Genomic DNA, 20,418 nt, shown 5'->3' on the forward strand with positions numbered 1-20,418 from the left:
AGCTTGGTCACTTACCAATGCCTGGCATCGGTCCTTGTAGGAGCGGCCTTGCGTCGCGAATGGGGTGCGGAGCAGCCCCGGCAATGTCGGCGGCGAAGCTGAAATCCTGGGGCTGCTCCGCACCCCGTTCGCGACGCAAGGCCGCTCCTACAAAGGCCCGCGGACACCCTCATGAATACTCGCGCCATCAAACTGCTTGCCCTGTTGCTCTGCATCCTCACCCTGTGGCTGGCCTACGACGCCTTCCAGGCCCGCTACCTGCGCCCGTTCGACAACCAGACCACCCTGTTCGACGGCAGCCAACTGCAACTGCCCCCTGAACTGGCCGGCCCCGGGCCGATCCGCGTCGTGCACTTCTGGGACCCGGCCTGCCCGTGCAATGTCGGTAACCAGCAACACCTGGGCGACCTGGTCAGCCAGTTCACAGGCCAGGGCGTCACCTTCCATGTGTTGCAAAAGCCCGGCAGCCACGGCCAGCTACCGGCGAACCTCACTGCCCTCAAGCCCCTCGCCAGCCTTCCTGGCAGCGAACACCTGCCCGCCTCCCCGGCCGTGGCCATCTGGGACCGGCAAGGCCACCTGGCCTACTTCGGCCCCTACAGCGAGGGCGCGGTGTGCAACGCCAGCAACAGCTTCATCGAGCCGATTATCAAGGCGTTGCTCGACGGCCGCCCAGTGACCGCCTCCAACACCCTGGCGGTGGGTTGCTACTGCCCTTGGGGCGCCTGACGCACCCGCGCCGGGTTACCCACCACCACCGCACCCGCGGGCACATCGCGCGTCACCACGCTGCCCGCGCCGACCACCGCGTTGTCGCCAATGGTCACCCCCGGCAGGATGATCGCCCCGCCGCCAATCCACACATTGTTGCCGAGGGTCACCGGCCGACCGCTTTCAAGGCCGGTGCGGCGCAGCTCAGGGTCCAATGGGTGGTCGGCGGTGTAGATCTGCACCGCCGGGCCAATCTGGCAATCGTCGCCGATGTGCACCGGCAGTACATCGAGGATCACGCAGTTGAAGTTCATGAACGTATTGCTGCCAACGTTGATGTTGTAGCCATAGTCGCAATAGAACGGCGGGCGGATCACCGTGCCTTCGCCGGCTTGGCCAAAGTGCTCGGCCAGCAGGCTGTGACGTGCGTCGTTGAGCAGTTCGAAGCTGTTGTTGTAGCGATGCATCCAGTGCTTGTTGGCAATCTGCTCGGCCTGCAGCTCGGGGCAGCCTGCGTGGTAGAGCTGGCCGCTGAGCATTTTCTGTTTTTCGCTGAGGGACATGGAAACTCCTTTCGAGGGCTATGCTCTGTTCGCGAATCCGTCGATGATCGGACCACAGTTTCCGTTCGAATGCACAAGGAGTCTCGATGAAGCGCAGCCTGACCCTGTTGGCCGTGGTGATCGCCGTGGCCGCTGGCGCCGGTTACTGGTACGTGCACGGCAAGCTGCCACAACGCGAGGGCGAGGTGCTGATCGCCGGCCTGCAGGCGCCGGTCAGTGTGCGCTATGACGCGCGCGGCGTGCCGCACCTGCAGGCGCAGAACGAACAGGACCTGTACCGCGCCTTGGGCTACGTGCATGCCCAGGACCGGTTGTTCCAGATGGAGATCATGCGCCGCCTGGCCCGAGGCGAGCTGGCCGAGGTGCTTGGCGACAAACTGCTGCCCACCGATACCCTGTTCCGCAGCCTGCGCATCCGCGATCAGGCGGCACTGATGGTGCAGCGGCTGGACCGTCAATCGCCCGCCTGGCAGGCCTTGCAAGCCTACCTTGAAGGCATCGACAGCTGGCAGGCCAGCCACCCCAAGCCAATCGAATTCGACCTGCTGGGCATTACCCCACGTCCGTTCACTGCCGAAGACACCCTCAGCATCGCCGGCTACCTGGCCTACAGTTTCGCCGCCGCGTTCCGTACCGAGCCGGCACTGACCTACATCCGCGACCAGCTTGGTCCGCAGTACCTGAAGATCTTCGACCTCGACTGGCAGCCCGAGGGTGCCTTGGCTAGCCCCTTGGCCGCCGCCGACTGGCGCAGCCTGGAGGCACTTGCCCGGCTCAGCCATGACGCCCTGAACGACGCCGGTATCCCGCAGTTCGAAGGCAGCAACGCCTGGGCCGTTTCCGGCAGCCGTACCCGCAGCGGCAAGCCCCTGCTGGCCGGTGACCCGCACATCAGTTTCGCAGTGCCGGCGGTGTGGTACGAGGCCGAACTGTCGGCGCCTGGGTTCAACCTCTACGGCTACTTCCAGGCCCTGAACCCCTTCGCACTGCTCGGGCACAACCGCGACTTCGGCTGGAGCCTGACCATGTTTCAGAACGATGACGTCGACCTGATCGCCGAACGGACCAACCCCGCCAACAGCGACCAGGTGATGATCGACGGCACATGGCAAACACTGGAAAAGACTGAACAGACCATCGCCGTCAAAGGCGAGGCTCCGGTCACCATCAGCCTGCGCCGCTCGCCCCACGGCCCGATCGTCAACGAGGTGCTGGGCGCAAGCGCCGGGACCACGCCGGTGGCCATGTGGTGGGCTTTTCTTGAAACCGAAAACCCGATTCTCGACGGGTTCTACCAGCTCAACCGTGCCGACACCCTGGGCAAGATGCGCGAGGCCGCCGCCAAGGTTCAGGCGCCTGGGCTGAACTTCGTCTGGGCCAATGCCCGTGGCGATATCGGCTGGTGGGCAGCGGCACAACTGCCGATCCGCCCGCAAGGCGTCAACCCGACATTCATCCTCGATGGCGCCGGCCCGCAGGCGGACAAGCTCGGTTTCTACCCCTTCAGTGCCAACCCGCAGCAAGAGAACCCGGCACGCGGCTACATCGTTTCGGCCAACTATCAGCCGCCCTCGGCAGTGCCCGTCCCGGGCTACTACAACTTGCCGGACCGCGGCCGCCAGCTCGACCGCCACCTGGCCACCCCTGACGTGAAATGGGACACCCAGAACAGCCAGGCCTTGCAGCTGGACACCACCAGCGATTATGGCCCGCGCACCCTTGCCCCGTTGCTGGCGACGCTGCGCGCGGTGGCCGAGGGCGACGAGGAAAAAGAGCTGGTCGAGCAACTGGCCGCCTGGGGCGGTGACTACCCGCTGGACTCGACCAGCGCGACGCTGTTCAACCAGTTTCTCTATGAACTGGCATTCGCTGCCCTGCATGACGAACTGGGCGACACCTGGTTCCCGGTGCTGATCAGCACCCGTGCCATCGATGCCGCCCTGCCCCGCCTCGCAGCGGATGCCGCGTCGCCCTGGTGGAGCACCCGAGGTGCCAACGAACGTACCGACCGCGCGGCAATCGTGCGCATCGCCTGGCAGAAGAGCTTGAAGCACCTGCGCGATACCCTGGGCAGCGACCCGGCCAGTTGGCAATGGGGCAAGGCCCATACCTTGACCCATAACCATCCGCTCGGCGTGAAAAAGCCGCTGAACCTGCTGTTCAACGTCGGCCCGTTTGCCGCGCCAGGCACGCATGAGGTGCCCAACAATCTGTCGGCGAAGATCGGGCCGGCGCCATGGCCGGTGACTTATGGGCCTTCGACGCGAAGGCTGATCGACTTTGCCGATGCAGGGCAGGCATTGACGAGCAACCCGGTTGGGCAAAGTGGCGTGCCGTTTGATCGGCATTATGCGGATCAGGCCAAGGGTTATATCGAGGGGCAGTATCAGAAGGCACAGATGGGAGTGATTCCGGCGCAGAGCACTTTGAGATTGCTGCCGGCTGAGTAAGGGCTGCTGCGCAGCCCATTCGCGGGGCAAGCCCGCTCCCACAGGATGGGCACTGGAACACAGGTTTGTGCAGTACCTGGACCGTGCGGGAGGGCTACAACCAGATCAGAACGCCGGCAGTACCGCACCGCTGTATTTCTTGGCGATGAATTCCTTCACTTCCGGGCTGGTCAGGGCCTTGGCCAGCTTCTGGATGGCGTCGCTGTCCTTGTTGTCCGGGCGGGCTACCAGGAAGTTCACGTACGGCGAATCGGCGCCTTCGATCACCAGCGCATCCTTGGCCGGGTTCAAGCCGGATTCCAGGGCGTAGTTGGTGTTGATCATGTCCAGGTCAACCTGATCCAGCACACGCGGCAGCATGGCCGATTCCAGCTCGCGGAATTTCAGATTCTTCGGGTTCGTGGCGATGTCTTTCGGGGTGGCCAAGGCATTTTTCGGATCTTTCAGCGTGATCAAGCCAGCCTTCTGCAGCAGCAGCAGGGCACGGCCGCTGTTGCTGCCCTCGTTAGGGATGGCAACAGTAGCGCCTTCCTTCAGCTCGCTCAGGCTCTTTACCTTCTTCGAGTAGCCACCGAACGGTTCGACGTGCACGCCGACCACGGTTTCCAGGTGAGTGCCTTTGCCCTCGTTGAAGTTCTGCAGGTACGGCAGGGTCTGGAAGTAGTTGGCGTCCAGACGCTTCTGGTCAACCTGCACGTTGGGCTGCACGTAGTCGGTGAAGACTTTGATCTGCAGGTCCACGCCTTCCTTGGCCAGGGTCGGCTTGATCAGCTCGAGAATCTCGGCATGCGGCACCGGGGTAGCAGCCACCACCAGTTTTTCGGCGGCATTGGCCAGGCCAGCGAGCGACAGGGCGGCGGCCAGGGCAGTGGTCAGCAGGGTCTTCTTCATGGTGGTCCTTGTTCTGAATCTGGGCCATCGGCGATGGCGAAGTCGGGTGCCCTGCCCCGTGTGGGGTGGGCATGAAGCGGACAATACCGAGATTTCTTATACCGTAACAATATCTTTTAATTAGCTGCTTATTCCAAAAACAAACTGCCATCACCGCCTTTGCTTATGAGCGCTGTCTAACGCGCAGGGTTGGGCAGGTCGAGGTCCTCCGGCTGGATCTCTTCGCTGTCATTCACCAGCAGGGCGAAGTGGATGACGTTCTCCAGCTCGCGGGTGTTGCCGGGCCAGGCATGGGTTTCCAGCACCTGCTGGGCCGCGTCGCTGATCAGCGGCACCGAGCGTTGCAGGCGGGCGGTGTAGATACCCACAAAGTACTCGGCCAACGGCAGAATATCGCCACGGCGCTCGCGTAAGGGGGGCAGTTCCAGCGCGCCCTCGCGCAGGTATTGGTACAGGCGCTCATTGAACCTGCCAGCCTTCACCACCCGCGCCAGGTCGATGCTGGTCGCCGCCACCAGGCGCACATCCACAGGCTGAGGCTGCTGCGCGCCGACGCGGGTCACTTCGCGGTTTTCCAGCGCGGCCAGCAGCTTGCCTTGGATCTCCAGCGGCAAGTCGGCTATCTCGTCCAGGTACAGGGTGCCGCCGTTGGCCGAACCGAACCACCCGGCGCGGCTGCTGGCAGTGCCGCTGTGGGCACCAGCGCTATAGCCGAACAATTCGGCGTCGGCGTAGGTCGGGCTGATAGCCGCGCAATTGACCGACACGAACAGCCCGCTGCGGTCACTGGCGCGATGAATCTGCCGTGCCAGCAACTCCTTGCCGGTGCCGGTCTCGCCACGAATCAGCACAGGCAAGGGCAGTGGCGCCAGGCGTTCGAGGTCTTGGCGAAGCTGTTGCGAACGGGGGTCGATGAACACCAGGGCCTTGGCACGAATGCTCAGCGGGCTCTTGTCCAGCTCGGGGAAGGTCAGCAGCGGCTGGCCAAACGGGTTTTGAAAGGTCATGACGAACTCCCGCCCCAGGCCTTCGATGGCCGGGCGTCAGGCTAACGGTAATCAGTAGGGGCGATCAGGCGCGGCGCAGTGCGCGCTGCTCGACCCGGCTCTGCAGGCGATACAGGTAGGCGAAGCCTTGTTCCCAACGCTCGTGGCCGGACTTGACGTTGATATGCCCGGCATTGGTCAGCAACCCCGCTTCAGCACCCCAGGCCTGGGCCAGGTGCAGTGCACGCGGCACGCTCACTGCCGGGTCGTTGTCGGAGCTGACCACCTGGCTTGGGAACGGCAGCGCCTGCATCGGGATCGGCGCGAAGTTGCGCAGGGCCGGCCCGCAGGTCGGCCGTTCGACATCCGCAGGCGCCACCAGCAGCGCGCCACGCACTTGGCGCAGCAATGCCGGGCTGGCCTCGGCGGCCCAGTGGGCGACGGTGATGCAGCCCAGGCTGTGGGCGATGAGGATCACCGGCGAGCGTTCGGCGGTAATCGCCTGCTCCAGGGCCTGCACCCAATCGCGCCGTTGCGGGGTCAGCCAGTCGTGCTGCTCTACCCGGGCGCTGTTGGGCAGGGTGCGCTGCCAGTGACTCTGCCAATGGTTGTCTGGCGATCCTTGCCAGCCCGGCACAATCAGGTAACGAATAGGCTCATTGCGCATGGGGACGCCTCCAGTGAGTTTGCGTGCTTGGAGACCAGTATAGGGAGGCAGTCATATTCGTAAAGGAATAAGAAGCTATTTATTAATAACTTAAATTCATTTACAGAGCGACTGAGATGGGGATGTGTGATGGCGTCGTGGTGCCTGGTTCAGGGGTTGCGGTGATGCGTAAACCGAGCGCCGCGCGGGCGGCGCATCGCGAGCTAGCTCGCTCCATTTGTTTCGGGCCAATCACGCCTGTCCCTGCGTACGCGACCGCCTTGTTTGTACGACGCGATATCGAGGCGGGCGCCAAAGGGGGCCGCGCGCCAATGCCTCAGGAATAATTGGCCCGCAACAAATGTACAAGCGGCCTTGTGCCGCGAAAGGGCCGCAGAGCGGCCCCCGGCGAACTTAAGTGAACAGCATCAGGGACCATGCCCGGGTTTTTATTTTGAAGCGGCTCAGATATCCGCCACCTTCTGCCAGACCTTCGGCCTGAAGAACAGCGTCTCCCCCCGCGCCAGGCCCGTCAGGCTATCGTGGTCCTTGACCACCTCAGCTTCGATCAGCTCGCTCTGCCCTTCCACCTTCAAGGTCACCCGGGTCGTCGCGCCCAGCGGGCGAATGTCGCGCACCTCGGCGGCGTGATGCCCCTCGGTCTCATGCCGCGACAGCGACACCTCGTGGGGGCGGAACAGCACATGGTTCCCTTCGCTCAAGGCCAGGCGGTTGGAGTCACCCAGGAAGTGATAAACGAAGTCGTTGGCCGGCTGCTCGTACACTTCACCCGGCGAACCGATCTGCTCGATCACGCCCTTGTTCATCACCACGATGCGGTCCGCTACTTCCATGGCCTCTTCCTGGTCATGGGTCACGAACACCGAGGTGAGGTTGATGTCCTCGTGCAGGCGCGCCAGCCAGCGGCGCAGCTCTTTACGCACCTTGGCATCCAGGGCACCGAACGGCTCATCGAGCAACAGCACCTTGGGCTCCACCGCCAAGGCGCGAGCCAGGGCGATACGCTGGCGCTGGCCACCGGAAAGCTGCTCGGGGTAACGGTCGGAGAGCCAGTCGAGCTGCACCATGTTCAGCAGCTCATGCACTTTCTCGGCAATTTTGCTCTCGCTCGGGCGCTCGCCCTTGGGCTTCATGCGCAGGCCAAAAGCGACGTTGTCGAACACGCTCATGTGGCGGAACAGCGCGTAATGCTGGAACACGAACCCGACGTTGCGATCACGCACGTCGTGGCCAGACACATCCTCGCCGTGGAACACGATGCTGCCGTCATCCGGCGTTTCCAGCCCGGCGATGATGCGCAGCAGAGTGGTCTTGCCGCAGCCGGACGGGCCGAGCAAGGCCACCAGCTCACCGCTGTGGATATCCAGGTTGATGTTGTCCAGGGCCTGGAAGCTGTTGAAGCGCTTGCTGACGTTACGAACTTCGATCGACATGAATTATTCCTCCGCAGCGCTGTGGCGCAGGCGGTTAATACGGTTCTCGCTCCACTGCTTGAGCAGCAGGATGAAGAGCGCCAGGATCAGCAACAGGCTGGCCACGCTGAAGGCCGCAACGTGGTTGTACTCGTTGTAGAGGATCTCCACGTGCAGCGGCAAGGTGTTGGTGACGCCGCGGATATGGCCCGACACCACCGACACCGCGCCGAACTCACCCATGGCTCGCGCGGTACACAGCACCACGCCGTAGATCAGGCCCCACTTGATGTTCGGCAGGGTCACGTGCCAGAACATCTGCCAGCCATTGGCACCGAGCAGGCGCGCGGCCTCTTCTTCCTGGGTGCCCTGCTCCTGCATCAGCGGGATCAGTTCACGGGCCACGAACGGCACGGTGACGAAGATGGTGGCCAGCACGATGCCCGGTAAGGCAAAAACGATCTGGATATCGTGGTCCTGCAGCCATGGCCCGAAGAAGCCTTGGGCACCGAACATCAGCACGTAGACCAGGCCGGCGATCACCGGCGACACCGAGAACGGCAGGTCGATCAGGGTGACCAGCACGCTCTTGCCGCGGAAGGTGTACTTGCTTACGCACCACGCGGCGCTGACGCCGAACACCAGGTTCAGCGGTACCGAAATGGCCACCGCCAGCAAGGTCAGCCTGAGCGCAGACAGCGCATCAGGCTCGAAAATCGCTTCGAAGAAGGTGCCAAACCCGTTCTTCAAAGCCTGCGACACCACGATCACCAGCGGCAGCAGCAGGAACAGCGCGAACACCAGCCAGCCAAGGCCGATCAGAATACGCCGCGAGGTGGCGCTGCCACGCCGGGCAGCATTGGCGGCGGCAGTAGCGCTCAGGGATGAACTAGACATAGCCGGCCTCCTTCAAGGGGTTTCGATACGGCGCTGCAGCAGGTTGATCAGCAGCAGCAGAATGAAGGAAACCACCAGCATCAACACGCCGATGGCGGTTGCGCCGGTGTAGTCGTACTGGTCGAGCTTGACCATGATCAGCAGCGGCAGGATCTCGGTCTTCATCGGCATGTTGCCGGCAATGAAGATCACCGAACCATACTCACCCACCCCGCGGGCGAAGGCCAGGGCAAAACCGGTCAGCCAGGCGGGCAGCAGTGCTGGCGCCAGTATATGGCGGAACACCTGTAGCGGTTTCGCGCCCAGGCAGGCGGCGGCCTCTTCCACTTCACGCGGGATGTCGGCCAGTACCGGCTGCACCGTGCGCACCACGAATGGCAGCGTGACGAAGGTGAGCGCCAGGGTGATGCCCAGCGGCGTGTAGGCAATCTTGAAGCCCAGGTCAGTGGCGAACTGGCCAACCCAGCCCGCCGGCGCGTACAGGGCAGTCAGGGCGATACCGGCAACGGCAGTCGGCAGGGCGAATGGCAGGTCGATCATCGCGTCGATGATCTTGCGCCCGGGGAAGGTGTAGCGCACCAGCACCCAGGCCAGCAGGGTGCCGATCACGCCATTGATGATGGCGGCGAACAGGGCGGTGCCGAAACTCAGCTTGAGCGCGGCGATCACCCGCGGCGCGCTGATGATGGTCCAGAACTGCTCCCAGGTCAGCTGCGCGGCATGCACGAACATCGCGGCCAGCGGTATCAGCACAATCAGGCTGAGGTACACCAAGGTGTAGCCCAGCGTCAGCCCGAAGCCGGGTATGACGGGGGAAATACGACGTGACATAAATATCCCTGGTTGAACGCACGAAGCCCGGCGGTTAAGCCGGGCCCGTGCAGGCTACTGAAGGGTGTTGCTCCCGCAGGCGCAGAATTACTGGGCCTGATAGATCTGGTCGAACACACCGCCGTCGTTGAAGAACTTCGGTTGCGCAGTTTTCCAGCCACCGAAGTCCTTGTCGATGGTTACCAGGTCCAGTTTCGGGAATTGCTTGCCGAATTCGGCAGCGACCTTCTCGTCACGTGGGCGGTAGAAGTTCTCGGCGGCAATCTTCTGGCCAGCCGGGCTGTACAGGTGCTTGAGGTATTCGGTGGCAATTGCGGTATTGCCCTTCTTCTCGGCGTTCTTGTCGACCACGGCCACCGGTGGCTCGGCCAGGATCGACAGCGAAGGCACGACGATTTCGAACTTGTCGGCGCCACCGTCTTCCTTCAGCGCCAGGAAGGCTTCGTTTTCCCAGGCCAGCAGGACGTCGCCCTGGCCGTTGTTGACGAAGGTGATGGTCGAGCCACGGGCGCCGGTATCCAGCACTGGCACGTGCTTGAACAGCTCTTGCACATAGGCTTTGGCCTTGTCTTCGCTACCACCGGTCTTCAGGCCGTAGGCCCAGGCGGCAAGGAAGTTCCAGCGTGCGCCGCCGGAGGTTTTCGGGTTCGGGGTGATGACCGAAACGTCTTTTTTGATCAGATCGCCCCAGTCCTTGATGCCTTTCGGGTTGCCCTTGCGCACCAAGAACACGATGGTCGAGGTGTACGGGGTGCTGGCGTCCGGCAGGCGGGTCTGCCAGTTGTCCGGCAGGGTCTTGCCGAGCTTGGCGATTTCGTCGATGTCGCCGGCCAGGGCCAGGGTCACCACGTCGGCGCGCAGGCCATCGATCACGGCACGGCCCTGCTTGCCCGAGCCACCGTGGGATTGCTGGATCTTCACCTTGTCGTCCGGGTGGGACTGCTGCCAGTGCTTGATGAATTCGGCGTTGTACTGTTGGTATAACTCACGGGTCGGGTCATAGGACACGTTCAGCAGTTCGTAGTCCTTGGCGATTGCGGAACCGGCAAAAACAGCACTGGCCAGGGCGGCGAGCGCATAACGGCGGATGGACATGGTGAAGCTCCCGATTGGCATTTTTCTATTTTTTGGAAGGTGTGGCGCGATCAGCCGGACTTGCTGCCGGGCTGTTGCAGGCGGAACTTCTCCTTGCGCTCGATCTGGACGACCTGAGCGTTGTGCACGGTAATCTCCACCGCACCGAAGCGCAGATCGCGCAAGGCGCTCTGGATCTCACGCAGAATGGTGGCTTCGTCCTGACCGTCGATGCTACGCAGCGATGCACTCATGCTCGTTCTCCTTGCAGTGAGGGTGCCGGGCAGAGGTTTGAAGGGGGGGGTGCGCCTGGCTTGAGGGCAATAGTAGTGAGGCGCGGATATTCTTAAAAATACTGTTTAAGAATTTTTATATAACCATTTTAAAAAACCCTGTGGTCGCGGCTTTAGCCGCGCCCACAGGGTTCGATGACGCGCTTCAGTTTTGTTTTTGCGGCTCGCGGATCTTGTACCAGGCCACATACAGGGCCGGCAGGAACAGCAAGGTCAGCAACGTCGCGACGATGATGCCGCCGATCATGGCGTAGGCCATCGGCCCCCAGAACACCTCTCGGGCTATCGGAATCATGCCCAGGCTGGCTGCCGCCGCAGTCAACAGGATCGGCCGCCGCCGATGGTTGGTGGCCTCCACCACCGCATCCCATGGCGAGAACCCCTGCGCTTCGAACTCGTCGATCTGGGTCACCAGGATCACCGAGTTGCGAATGATGATGCCGGCCAGGGCGAGAATCCCGAGAATCGCCACAAAGCCCATCGGCGTGCCGGTCGGCACCAGCGCCAGCACCACACCGATCAGCCCCAGCGGCGCCACGCTGACCACCAGGAACAGCTTCTGCACGCTGTGCAGCTGGATCATCAGGAAGGTCGCCATGAGGAACAGCATCAGCGGAATGACCTTGGCGATCGGGCCTTGCGCCTTGCCGCTCTCCTCCACCGTACCGCCCGTGGCCACTTCGTAGCCGACCGGCAACTGGCTGGCGAACTCATCGATCTTTGGCTTCAGTTGGGCCACCAGGTCGGTGGGCTGGATGTCGCCGTTGACCGAGGCCTTGATGGTGATGGTCGGCTTGCGGTCACGGCGCCACACCAGCGGCTGCTCCAGTTCGTAGCGCACGGTGGCGAAGGCCAGCAGCGGTATCGAGGTGCCACTTGGGGTGACGATCTGCAGGTTCTGCAGTGTGTCCGGCGAACCCCGCTCGCTGTCCACGGCACGGGCGACCACGTCCACCAGGTAGATATTGTCGTTGACCTCGGTCACCGGTGCGCCGCTGACGATGCTGTTCATCACGTTCGCCACGTCTTCGGACGACAGCCCCAGCTGGCGTGCCTTGTCCTGGGCGATTTCGATCCGCAGCACCTTACCGGGCTCGTTCCAGTCGTAGATCATCTCGCCGATGTGCTCGTTGGCATCGAGCAGCGTGGCCAGGTCGATCGCATGCTTGCGCACCTGGTCGATGTCCTTGCCGCTGACGCGGTACTGGATCGGCCGGCCCACCGGCGGGCCCATCTCCAGCGACTGCACGTTGGTGCCGATACCGACGAACTCTTCATGCAGCAGTTTCTGCAGGCGCGCCATCATGCCTGCACGCTCCTCGAAGCCTTTGCTGACGATGACCAGCTGGGCGTAGTACGGGTTCTGCAGCTGCTGGTCCAAGGGCAGGTAGAAGCGGATTGCGCCCTGGCCGATATAGGTGCTCCAGCGCACCAGGTCCGGGTCGTCCTTGATTCTTGCCTCCAGGCGGTCGACCACCTTGCGCGTCTCCTCGATCGAGGCGTTTTGCGGCAAGTTGAGATCGACGAGGATTTCCGGGCGATCGGACGACGGGAAGAACTGGTTTTGCACAAAGCGCATGCAGAACAACGCCAGGACGAACAATACGATGGTGCCGATGATGGTCAGCCATCTGTTGCGCATACACCACAGCAAACCGCCTTCGAACGCCCGCCCTAACCGGCCAGGCTCGGCGTCGTGGGCCTTGAGCTTGTCAATCTTGAGAATGTGCACGCCCAGCACCGGCGCAAAGAACACCGCCACCACCCAGGACACGATCAGTGCCACGGCGATCACTGCGAACAGGGTATAGGTGTACTCGCCGGCAGAACTGGCATTGAGGCCGATCGGCACGAAGCCGGCCACGGTCACCAAGGTGCCGGTGAGCATGGGGAATGCCGTCGAGGTGTAGGCGAAGGTGGCCGCCTGCTCCTTGCTCTCGCCCATTTCCAGCCGTGTGACCATCACCTCGACGGTAATCATCGCATCGTCCACCAGCAGCCCCAGGGCGATGATCAGCGCACCCAGTGAGATCCGCTGCATGGTGATGCCGCTGTATTCCATGAACACAAAGACCATAGCCAGCACCAGCGGGATCGAGCAGGCCACCACCAGCCCGGCGCGCACGCCCAGGCTGACGAAGCTCACTGCCAGCACGATCACCACCGCCTCGAACAAGGCGCTGGTAAAGCCGCCCACCGCGTCCTTGACCACCACCGACTGGTCGGACACGGTGTGCACACCCACGCCCACTGGCAGGTCGCTGACGATGCTGTCCATCTTCTGCTTCAGCGCAGCGCCGAACACTTGAATGTTGCCGCCGGCCTTCATGCCGATCGCCAGGCCAATGGCAGTCTGGCCGTTGTAGCGGAACATCGGCGAAGGCGGGTCGACATAGCCGCGCTCGATATCGGCGATATCGGCCAGGCGGAAGAAGCGGTCATTGATCCGCAGGTTGACGGTTTGCAGGTCTTTCTCGGAGGCGAACTGCCCGGTAGTACGTACCGAGATGCGCTCTGGCCCGGCTTCGATCACCCCGGCCGGGGTCACCGCGTTCTGTTGCTGCAGCGCCTGCATGACTTGGCGCTGGTCGATGCCCAGGGCCGCCAGCTTGCGGGTCGAGAACTTCAGGTACAGCACTTCGTCCTGGGTGCCGACCAGTTCGATCTTGCCGATATTGGGTACTTCACGCACCTCGGCCCGGGCCTGCTCCACATAGTCGCGCAACTGGCGCAGGGTCAGGCCATCGGCGGTAAAGGCGTAGATGGAGCCAAACACGTCGCCGAATTCGTCGTTGAAGCCCGGCCCCTGGATGCCTTGGGGGAATTCGCCGCGAATGTCCTGGATCTTCTTGCGCACCTGATACCAGATGTCCGGGATGTCGGCGGCCTTGGTGGTGTCGCGCAGGTAGACGTAGACGGTGGACTCGCCGGGGCGTGTGTAGCTTTTGGTGTAGTCGAGGGAGTCGAGCTCTTCGAGCTTCTTCTCGATGCGGTCGGTGACCTGGTAAAGGGTCTCGTCCTGCGTCGCACCCGGCCAGCGGGTCTGGATCACCATGGTCTTGATGGTGAACGACGGGTCTTCCTCACGGCCCAGGTTGAAATAGGAAAAAATCCCCATCAGCAAACCGACGAACATCAGGTACCAGACGAAGGACTGGTGGCGCAGCGCCCATTCGGACAGGTTGAAGCTTCCTTTCATTGCGCGTCCTCGTCGAAGGTAACTTTCTGGCCGGGCTTGAGGCTGTTCACGCCAGCGGTAACCACGCGCTCGCCGGGTTGTACGCCGGCGCTCAACATGAAGCTGTCGCCGGTGCGTTCGGTCAACGTGACGTCACGGGTGGCGACTGTTTTCTGTTGAGGGTCGATCACCCAGACCTGGGTTTTGCCATCACGCTCAAGCAGCGCGCTCAAGGGCAGTTCACTGCGCGGGGTGATCGCAGAGGTCAGGGTCACGCTGATCGCCGTGCCCAGGTGGAACGCGTCCGGGGTGCTGGCCAGGGTCAGCCGGGCACGCCGGGTGCGCGTGGCAGCGTCGGCCTGGGGCTCCAGCTCGCGCAGGGTGGCGGTGGTGTTGATGCTGGTATCCAACTGCGAGGCAACGGTGAACGTAAGGTCCTTGGTCAATGCTTCGGCAATGTTTATGGGCAAGTCGATGACCGCTTCCTTGACGTCTGGTCGGGCCAGGGTGACCACGGCCTGACCGGCCGTGACGGTCTGCCCGGCTTCGGCCTGCCAGGCGGTGATCACGGCCGCATGGTCGCTGCGCAGGGTGCTGTAGTCGAGCTGATCGCGAGCCTGGCTGACCGCCGAGCGGGCCTGCTCCAGGCTGGCACCGGTGGTTTTCAGGTCGGTCTGGGCAATATCCAGCTGGGCCTGGGCGCCAACGCCGCGGTCATACAACTGCTGCTGACGACGTGCGTTGGCCTGGGCGTTGATCCACTGCGCCTGAACCCTGGCGAGGTCGCCCTCGGCCGCGCGCAGCTGGTTCTGCTGGTCGGTCGGGTCAAGGGTGGCCAAGGTATCGCCGGGTTTCACCTGGGCGCCGACATCCAGCCAACGCCGGGCGATGCGCCCGGAGACGCGAAAACCCAGGGTACTTTCAAAACGCGCCTGGATGGCGCCGGCGAAGCGGCCCAGCTGCGACTGCGCCTGCGCCTCGACCAGGGTCGACAGCACAGGGCGCACGGCTTCAGGTTGCTGTTCTTCACTGCCACAGGCGCTCAACAACAGCCCTGCCGCGCCTATCAGCATTAGACGTTTCATGGCGCGGCGCCTCCATCCTGAGCATCGACTTTTTCAACCTGCATGCCCGGATGCAAGAGCTGACCACCGCTGACCACAACCGTTTCGCCACCTTTGATGCCTTGGGCGACGACGACCTTGCCGGTGAGGTAGCGCGTGACCTGTACTTTGCGCAGCTCGACCTTGTCGCCCTCGCCCACCACCCACACTGCCGGCTCATGCAAGGCCTTGGTCAGTGCCGCCCAAGGTAACTCGATGCTCGGTCGCCCCTGAGCATTGGCCGTGGCGGTGACCGGCGAGCCCAATTGCATGCCCGGCGGCACGTTGCGCAAGGCCACCTTGACCTGCACCGTGCCACTCTGCGCCGACACCGTCGGGGTGATTTCGCGGACAAAACCCTGGGCCTGAACCTTGGGGTCATCGAGCAGGCTGACGACCACTCCGGCATCGCTTGGCGGTGCCACCAGCAGCGATTCATAGACATTGAACACCGCGTCGCGGTCGCCATCGCGGGCCAGGCCGAAGATCGGCATGGTCGCCTGCACCACCTGGCCGACTTCGGCCTGGCGCTCGGTGATCACGCCATCGGCCTCGGACACCAGCGCGGTATAGCTCAACTGCTCCCGGGCATTGGCCAGCTGTGCCTGAGCGGCCTTGAGCGCGCTCTGGTTGCTGCGCAGCGCCGCTTCGGCAGAGTCGTACTCGCTCTGGCTGGTATAGCCTTTGGGCAACAGTTTTTGCTGGCGCACGAAGGCGGCGGCCGTCTGTGTCACACGCGCCTGGGCGGCGAACACTTCAGCCTTGGCCGAGTCGACGTTGTTCTGCAAGTCTTTGGGGTCGAGCCGCGCCAGTACCTGGTTGGCCTTGACGTGATCGCCCACATCGACGCTGCGTGAAATGATCTTGCCGCCCACACGGAACGACAAATCGGTTTGCACCCGTGCCTGCACGTCGCCGGTCAGGGTGACCCTGGCAGCGAAGTCAGTGGGTTGTACTTGTAGCACGCCGACCCGAGGCAGTTCCGGGCTCGAGACTTCCCTCTCGCACCCCGACAACATGAACAGCAACCCCAGGCAGACGACCGACAGAAGACGCCTCAACGTCATGCGGGCTCCTTGCTTGCGCGCAAATGGTTCGAGGAATGCGACTGTTAGCGTAGTTCAGGGTTCAGCAAACAGCGATACTGCCTGTTCGCCCGCACACGGAAGCGCCCCATGCTCACAACCTTGGCCATCGCCAACTACCGCTCGATCAACCAACTGGTGATGCCGCTGGGTCGGCTGAACCTGATTACTGGCGCCAATGGCAGCGGCAAGTCCAACCTGTACAAGGCCCTGCGCCTGCTGGCCGAGACAGCGCGCGGCGGGGTGGTCAATGCCTTGGCCGCCGAGGGTGGGCTGGAATCCACGTTCCATGCCGGGCCAGAAAAACTCAGCCGGCGCATGCTCAAGGGCGAGGTGCCGGTGCAAGGTGGGCCGCGCCAGCAGGTACGGCGCCTGAAAATGGGCTTCACCGATGAAGATTTCGGTTATGCCATTGGCCTTGGGCTGCCGGAGCCAAGCCAGTCGAAGTTTTCCCTGGACCCGCAGATCAAGCATGAAGCGATCTGGGCGGGCCCGGTCTGCCGCCCCGCCAGCCTGCTGGTGGAGCGCAGCGCGGCCATGGTGCGCGCCCGCGAGGGGCGCCAGTGGCAGGTCATGAGCCAGCACATGACCGAGTTCGACAGCCTGTTCGACCAGGTCGGTAGCGTGCAGGGTTCACCTGAAGTGCTGCACCTGCGTGAGCAGATCCGCAGCTGGCGCTTTTATGATCACTTCCGTACCGACCCCGAGGCACCGGCACGCCAAGCGCGCCTTGGCACCCGCACGCCTGTGCTGCACCACGATGGCCGTGACCTGGCGGCGGCGTTGCAGACCATCAAGGAGATCGGCGATTTCGAGGCGCTGCAGGCGGCGGTCAGCGATGCCTTCCCTGGCTCACAGGTGGGCATCGAGGCGACACCGGGTGGCTTGTTCAGCCTGCGCTTTCGGCAGGCAGGGCTGTTGCGGCCGTTGAGTGCCGCCGAGCTGTCCGACGGCACCTTGCGCTACCTGCTGCTGGTGGCAGCCCTGCTAACACCGCGCCCGCCGAGCATGATGGTGCTAAACGAACCGGAGACCAGCTTGCACCCCGACTTGCTACCGGCGCTGGCGCGGCTGATCCGGCGGGCTTCGCAGCAGTGCCAGGTGTGGGTGGTATCGCATGCCCCGCGGTTGGTGGCGGCGCTGGGAGAGGATGAGGGGTGCAATGCCATAAGGCTGACGAAAGAGCTGGGGCAGACTGTGATCGTCGGGCAGGGGATGCTGGATGAGCCGGCTTGGCATTGGCCGGATTGAGGGGCCGCGAAGCGGCCCCAAACCGGGTCAGGCCGACGCTGCAGCAGCCGTCGGGCGCTTGACCTGTGGCTGCGACACGTTCGCCGCTGCACCTTCCTCGATTGCTTGCTGAATCGCCTTGCGACGACGCTCTTCAGCACGGCGGCTGAAGAACCAGACCATGAACGTCACCAGCGACACCGACAGCAGGATCAAACTGGCCACGGCGTTGATCTCAGGCTTCACGCCCAGGCGCACCGCCGAGAACACTTCCATCGGCAAGGTGGTCGAGCCAGGCCCGGACACGAAGCTGGCCAGCACCAGGTCGTCCAGCGACAGCGCGAACGACATCATGCCGCCCGCCGCCAGCGAAGGCGCAATCATCGGGATGGTGATCAGGAAGAACACCTTCCACGGCTTGGCACCCAGGTCCATCGCCGCTTCCTCGATCGACAGGTCCAGCTCACGCAGCCGCGCCGACACCACCACCGCCACATACGCCGCACAGAACGTGGTGTGGGCGATCCAGATGGTGACGATGCCACGCTCCTGCGGCCAGCCGATCATCTGCGCCATGGCCACGAACAGCAGCAACAGCGACAGACCAGTGATCACCTCAGGCATGACCAGCGGCGCGGTGACCAGGCCACCGAACAGCGTACGGCCCTTGAAGCGAGTGACCCGGGTCAGCACGAAGGCCGCCAGGGTACCCAACGCCACCGCCGCCACCGCCGTGTAGCAGGCGATCTCCAGCGAGCGCATCACCGACCCCATCAACTGGGTGTTGTCGAGCAAGCCGACGTACCACTTCACCGACCAGCCACCCCACACCGTCACCAGCTTGGAGGCGTTGAACGAGTAGATCACCAGGATCAGCATCGGCAGGTAGATGAACAGCAAGCCGAGCACCAGCATCAGCTTGGAGAAACTGAAACGCTTCATGCCCTGCCCTCCATCTCTTTGGCCTGGCTGCGGTTGAACAGCAGGATGGGCACGATCAGGATCGCCAGCATCACCACCGCCAGCGCGGACGCCACCGGCCAGTCACGGTTGTTGAAGAACTCTTGCCACAGCACCTTACCGATCATCAGGGTTTCCGGGCCGCCCAGCAGTTCCGGGATCACGAACTCACCCACCACCGGGATGAACACCAGCATGCAGCCGGCGATGATGCCGTTCTTGGACAGCGGCACGGTGATCTTCCAGAAGCTGTTGAAGGTGCTAGAACCCAGGTCCGATGCAGCTTCCAACAGGCTCGGGTCATGCTTCACCAGGTTGGCGTACAGCGGCAGGATCATGAACGGCAGGTACGAATAGACCACGCCGATATACACCGCCAGGTTGGTGTTGAGGATCTGCAACGGCTGGTCGATCAGCCCCAGCCACATCAGGAAGCTGTTGAGCAGCCCGTTGTTGCTGAGGATGCCCATCCAGGCGTAGACGCGGATCAGGATCGCCGTCCAGGTCGGCATCATGATCAGCAGCAACAGCACGGTCTGCGACTCTTTGCGGGCATTGGCGATGGAATAGGCCATCGGGTAGCCGATCAACAGGCACAGCAGGGTGCTGATGAAGGCCATCTTCAACGAGCCGAGGTAGGCCGAGATGTACAGCTCGTCCTCGGTCAACAGCCCGTAGTTGGCCAGGTTGAGCACCAACTGGATCTTGTCTTCGACGTAGCTGTAGATCTCGGTATACGGCGGGATCGCCACGTCGGCTTCAGCAAAGCTGATCTTCAACACGATGAAGAACGGCAGCATGAAGAACAGGAACAGCCAGATGAACGGCACACCGATCACCAGGTGCCGCCCCTCAGGGATCAAGCGCTGGAAGGCTCGCTTGAGCTTGCGCAGTTTCATGACCGCAGTACCACGCCGCTGTCGTCTTCCCACCACACGTACACTTCATCGCCCCAGGTCGGACGCGTGCCCTGGCGCTCGGCGTTGGCCACGAACGACTGGACGATCTTGCCGCTCGGCAGCTCGACGTAGAACACCGAGTGGCCGCCCAGGTAGGCGATGTCGTGGACCTTGCCGCGCGACCAGTTGTGCTCGCAGGTCGGCTGCTGGGTAGTGACCAGCATTTTTTCCGGGCGCAGCGCGTAGGTAATGTGTTTGTCTTCGACCGACGTGGTGATGCCGTGGCCGACGTAGATCTTGCGCTCCAGCTCAGGGCTGGCAATGATCGCGTGGCCTTCGGCGTCGTCGACCACATCACCTTCGAACAGGTTGACGTTGCCGATGAATTCGCACACCAGGCGGCTGGTCGGGGTCTCGTAGATGTCCACCGGCGAGCCGATCTGGGCGATCCAGCCCAGGTGCATGATGGCGATACGCTGGGCCATGGTCATGGCCTCTTCCTGGTCGTGGGTCACCATCACGCAGGTCACACCCACGCGTTCGATGATCTCCACCAGCTCCAGCTGCATCTGCGAGCGCAGCTTCTTGTCCAGGGCGCCCATCGGCTCATCGAGCAACAGCAGCTTCGGCCGTTTGGCCAGCGAGCGGGCCAGGGCCACACGCTGGCGCTGGCCGCCAGACAGCTGGTGCGGCTTGCGCTTGGCGTACTGGGTCATGTGCACCAGCTTGAGCATCTCGGCCACGCGGGCGTCGACGTCGGCCTTGGGCAACTTGTCCTGCTGCAGGCCGAAGGCGATGTTCTGCGCCACGGTCATGTGCGGGAACAGCGCGTAGGACTGGAACATCATGTTGATCGGCCGCTCGTAGGGCGGCATGTCGGTGATGTCGACGCCGTCGAGCAGGATCCGCCCTTCGCTCGGCCGTTCGAAACCGGCCAGCATACGTAGCAAGGTCGATTTGCCGGAACCGGAGCCACCCAGCAGGGCGAAGATCTCGCCCTTGCGGATTTCCAGGGACACATCGTCCACAGCTACCGTTTCGTCGAACTTTTTCGTGACCCGGTCGATCTTGACCAGCACCTGCTTGGGTTGCTGGCCACCCTCGAGGGCTTTCTTATAGGCACCGGAGGCAACTGCCATGAGTGAAACTCCCAACAAGATTTGTGTGCCCGCGCAACCTGTTCTGCAG

Annotated in this window: 18 protein-coding genes; 3 read left to right on the forward strand and 15 right to left on the reverse strand. The window is 63.1% G+C overall.

What is annotated here, in order from left to right:
* Positions 1 to 171 precede the first annotated feature (171 nt).
* The gene (locus LOY26_RS25540) at positions 172 to 729 is read left to right on the forward strand and encodes a DUF6436 domain-containing protein (RefSeq protein WP_186664680.1); all 558 of its coding nucleotides are present in this window, start codon (positions 172 to 174) and stop codon (positions 727 to 729) included.
* Here the strand turns inward: LOY26_RS25540 and LOY26_RS25545 are convergent.
* Complete coding sequence (locus LOY26_RS25545; RefSeq protein ID WP_033702094.1) at positions 708 to 1,274, reverse strand: sugar O-acetyltransferase; 567 nt, start codon at positions 1,272 to 1,274, stop codon at positions 708 to 710. The two genes, LOY26_RS25540 and LOY26_RS25545, sit on opposite strands and share 22 nt — an antisense overlap.
* Positions 1,275 to 1,360: 86 nt before the next feature.
* Between LOY26_RS25545 and LOY26_RS25550 the strand changes: the two genes are divergently transcribed.
* On the forward strand, positions 1,361 to 3,724 hold the full coding sequence (locus LOY26_RS25550) for a penicillin acylase family protein (RefSeq protein ID WP_258714227.1): 2,364 nt from the start codon (positions 1,361 to 1,363) through the stop codon (positions 3,722 to 3,724).
* 105 nt (positions 3,725 to 3,829) lie between these two features.
* On the opposite strand, the gene LOY26_RS25555 is transcribed toward LOY26_RS25550, so the two are convergent.
* From LOY26_RS25555 to LOY26_RS25605, 11 genes are all read right to left on the reverse strand, one after another.
* Complete coding sequence (locus LOY26_RS25555) at positions 3,830 to 4,615, reverse strand: MetQ/NlpA family ABC transporter substrate-binding protein (protein WP_258714228.1); 786 nt, start codon at positions 4,613 to 4,615, stop codon at positions 3,830 to 3,832.
* 176 nt (positions 4,616 to 4,791) lie between these two features.
* Positions 4,792 to 5,622 (reverse strand): sigma 54-interacting transcriptional regulator, encoded by an 831-nt coding sequence (locus tag LOY26_RS25560; protein ID WP_186664674.1) that lies wholly within the window; start codon positions 5,620 to 5,622, stop codon positions 4,792 to 4,794.
* Positions 5,623 to 5,686: 64 nt separating this feature from the next.
* Positions 5,687 to 6,268 (reverse strand): alpha/beta hydrolase, encoded by a 582-nt coding sequence (locus LOY26_RS25565; RefSeq protein WP_258714229.1) that lies wholly within the window; start codon positions 6,266 to 6,268, stop codon positions 5,687 to 5,689.
* A 443-nt stretch (positions 6,269 to 6,711) separates the two neighbouring features.
* Complete coding sequence (locus LOY26_RS25570) at positions 6,712 to 7,701, reverse strand: sulfate/molybdate ABC transporter ATP-binding protein (RefSeq protein ID WP_033702112.1); 990 nt, start codon at positions 7,699 to 7,701, stop codon at positions 6,712 to 6,714.
* 3 nt (positions 7,702 to 7,704) lie between these two features.
* Positions 7,705 to 8,577 (reverse strand): sulfate ABC transporter permease subunit CysW, encoded by an 873-nt coding sequence (gene cysW / locus LOY26_RS25575; RefSeq protein ID WP_033702114.1) that lies wholly within the window; start codon positions 8,575 to 8,577, stop codon positions 7,705 to 7,707.
* Positions 8,578 to 8,589: 12 nt separating this feature from the next.
* Positions 8,590 to 9,408, reverse strand: coding sequence for a sulfate ABC transporter permease subunit CysT (cysT, locus tag LOY26_RS25580; protein WP_033702116.1), 819 nt, complete (start codon positions 9,406 to 9,408; stop codon positions 8,590 to 8,592).
* 87 nt (positions 9,409 to 9,495) lie between these two features.
* Positions 9,496 to 10,503, reverse strand: a complete 1,008-nt coding sequence (locus LOY26_RS25585) for a sulfate ABC transporter substrate-binding protein (RefSeq protein ID WP_033702118.1) — start codon at positions 10,501 to 10,503, stop codon at positions 9,496 to 9,498.
* 50 nt (positions 10,504 to 10,553) lie between these two features.
* Positions 10,554 to 10,736, reverse strand: a complete 183-nt coding sequence (oscA, locus tag LOY26_RS25590) for a sulfur starvation response protein OscA (RefSeq protein ID WP_186657732.1) — start codon at positions 10,734 to 10,736, stop codon at positions 10,554 to 10,556.
* A 184-nt stretch (positions 10,737 to 10,920) separates the two neighbouring features.
* Complete coding sequence (locus tag LOY26_RS25595; RefSeq protein ID WP_186664672.1) at positions 10,921 to 13,974, reverse strand: efflux RND transporter permease subunit; 3,054 nt, start codon at positions 13,972 to 13,974, stop codon at positions 10,921 to 10,923.
* Entirely contained in the window at positions 13,971 to 15,038 is a 1,068-nt protein-coding gene (locus LOY26_RS25600) for an efflux RND transporter periplasmic adaptor subunit (protein ID WP_033702121.1), read from the reverse strand. The genes LOY26_RS25595 and LOY26_RS25600 overlap by 4 nt, the downstream gene beginning before the upstream one ends.
* On the reverse strand, positions 15,035 to 16,123 hold the full coding sequence (locus tag LOY26_RS25605; protein WP_033702123.1) for an efflux RND transporter periplasmic adaptor subunit: 1,089 nt from the start codon (positions 16,121 to 16,123) through the stop codon (positions 15,035 to 15,037). The genes LOY26_RS25600 and LOY26_RS25605 overlap by 4 nt, the downstream gene beginning before the upstream one ends.
* A gap of 108 nt (positions 16,124 to 16,231) precedes the next feature.
* Here LOY26_RS25605 and LOY26_RS25610 point away from each other — a divergent pair, with 108 nt between their 5' ends.
* On the forward strand, positions 16,232 to 17,392 hold the full coding sequence (locus LOY26_RS25610; protein ID WP_258714230.1) for an AAA family ATPase: 1,161 nt from the start codon (positions 16,232 to 16,234) through the stop codon (positions 17,390 to 17,392).
* Positions 17,393 to 17,419: 27 nt separating this feature from the next.
* On the opposite strand, the gene LOY26_RS25615 is transcribed toward LOY26_RS25610, so the two are convergent.
* Genes LOY26_RS25615 through potA form a run of 3 tightly spaced genes read right to left on the reverse strand, consistent with a single transcriptional unit; the run spans position 17,420 to position 20,369 of the window.
* Positions 17,420 to 18,313, reverse strand: coding sequence for an ABC transporter permease subunit (locus LOY26_RS25615; protein ID WP_033702126.1), 894 nt, complete (start codon positions 18,311 to 18,313; stop codon positions 17,420 to 17,422).
* Positions 18,310 to 19,191: an ABC transporter permease subunit gene (locus tag LOY26_RS25620; RefSeq protein WP_177326479.1), complete on the reverse strand. Its 882-nt coding sequence runs from the start codon at positions 19,189 to 19,191 to the stop codon at positions 18,310 to 18,312. The genes LOY26_RS25615 and LOY26_RS25620 overlap by 4 nt, the downstream gene beginning before the upstream one ends.
* Positions 19,192 to 19,226: 35 nt before the next feature.
* On the reverse strand, positions 19,227 to 20,369 hold the full coding sequence (potA, locus tag LOY26_RS25625) for a polyamine ABC transporter ATP-binding protein (RefSeq protein ID WP_033702130.1): 1,143 nt from the start codon (positions 20,367 to 20,369) through the stop codon (positions 19,227 to 19,229).
* Between the last annotated feature and the right edge of the window lie 49 nt (positions 20,370 to 20,418).

This window comes from Pseudomonas sp. B21-047 (assembly GCF_024748775.1).
Lineage (GTDB): Bacteria > Pseudomonadota > Gammaproteobacteria > Pseudomonadales > Pseudomonadaceae > Aquipseudomonas > Aquipseudomonas capeferrum.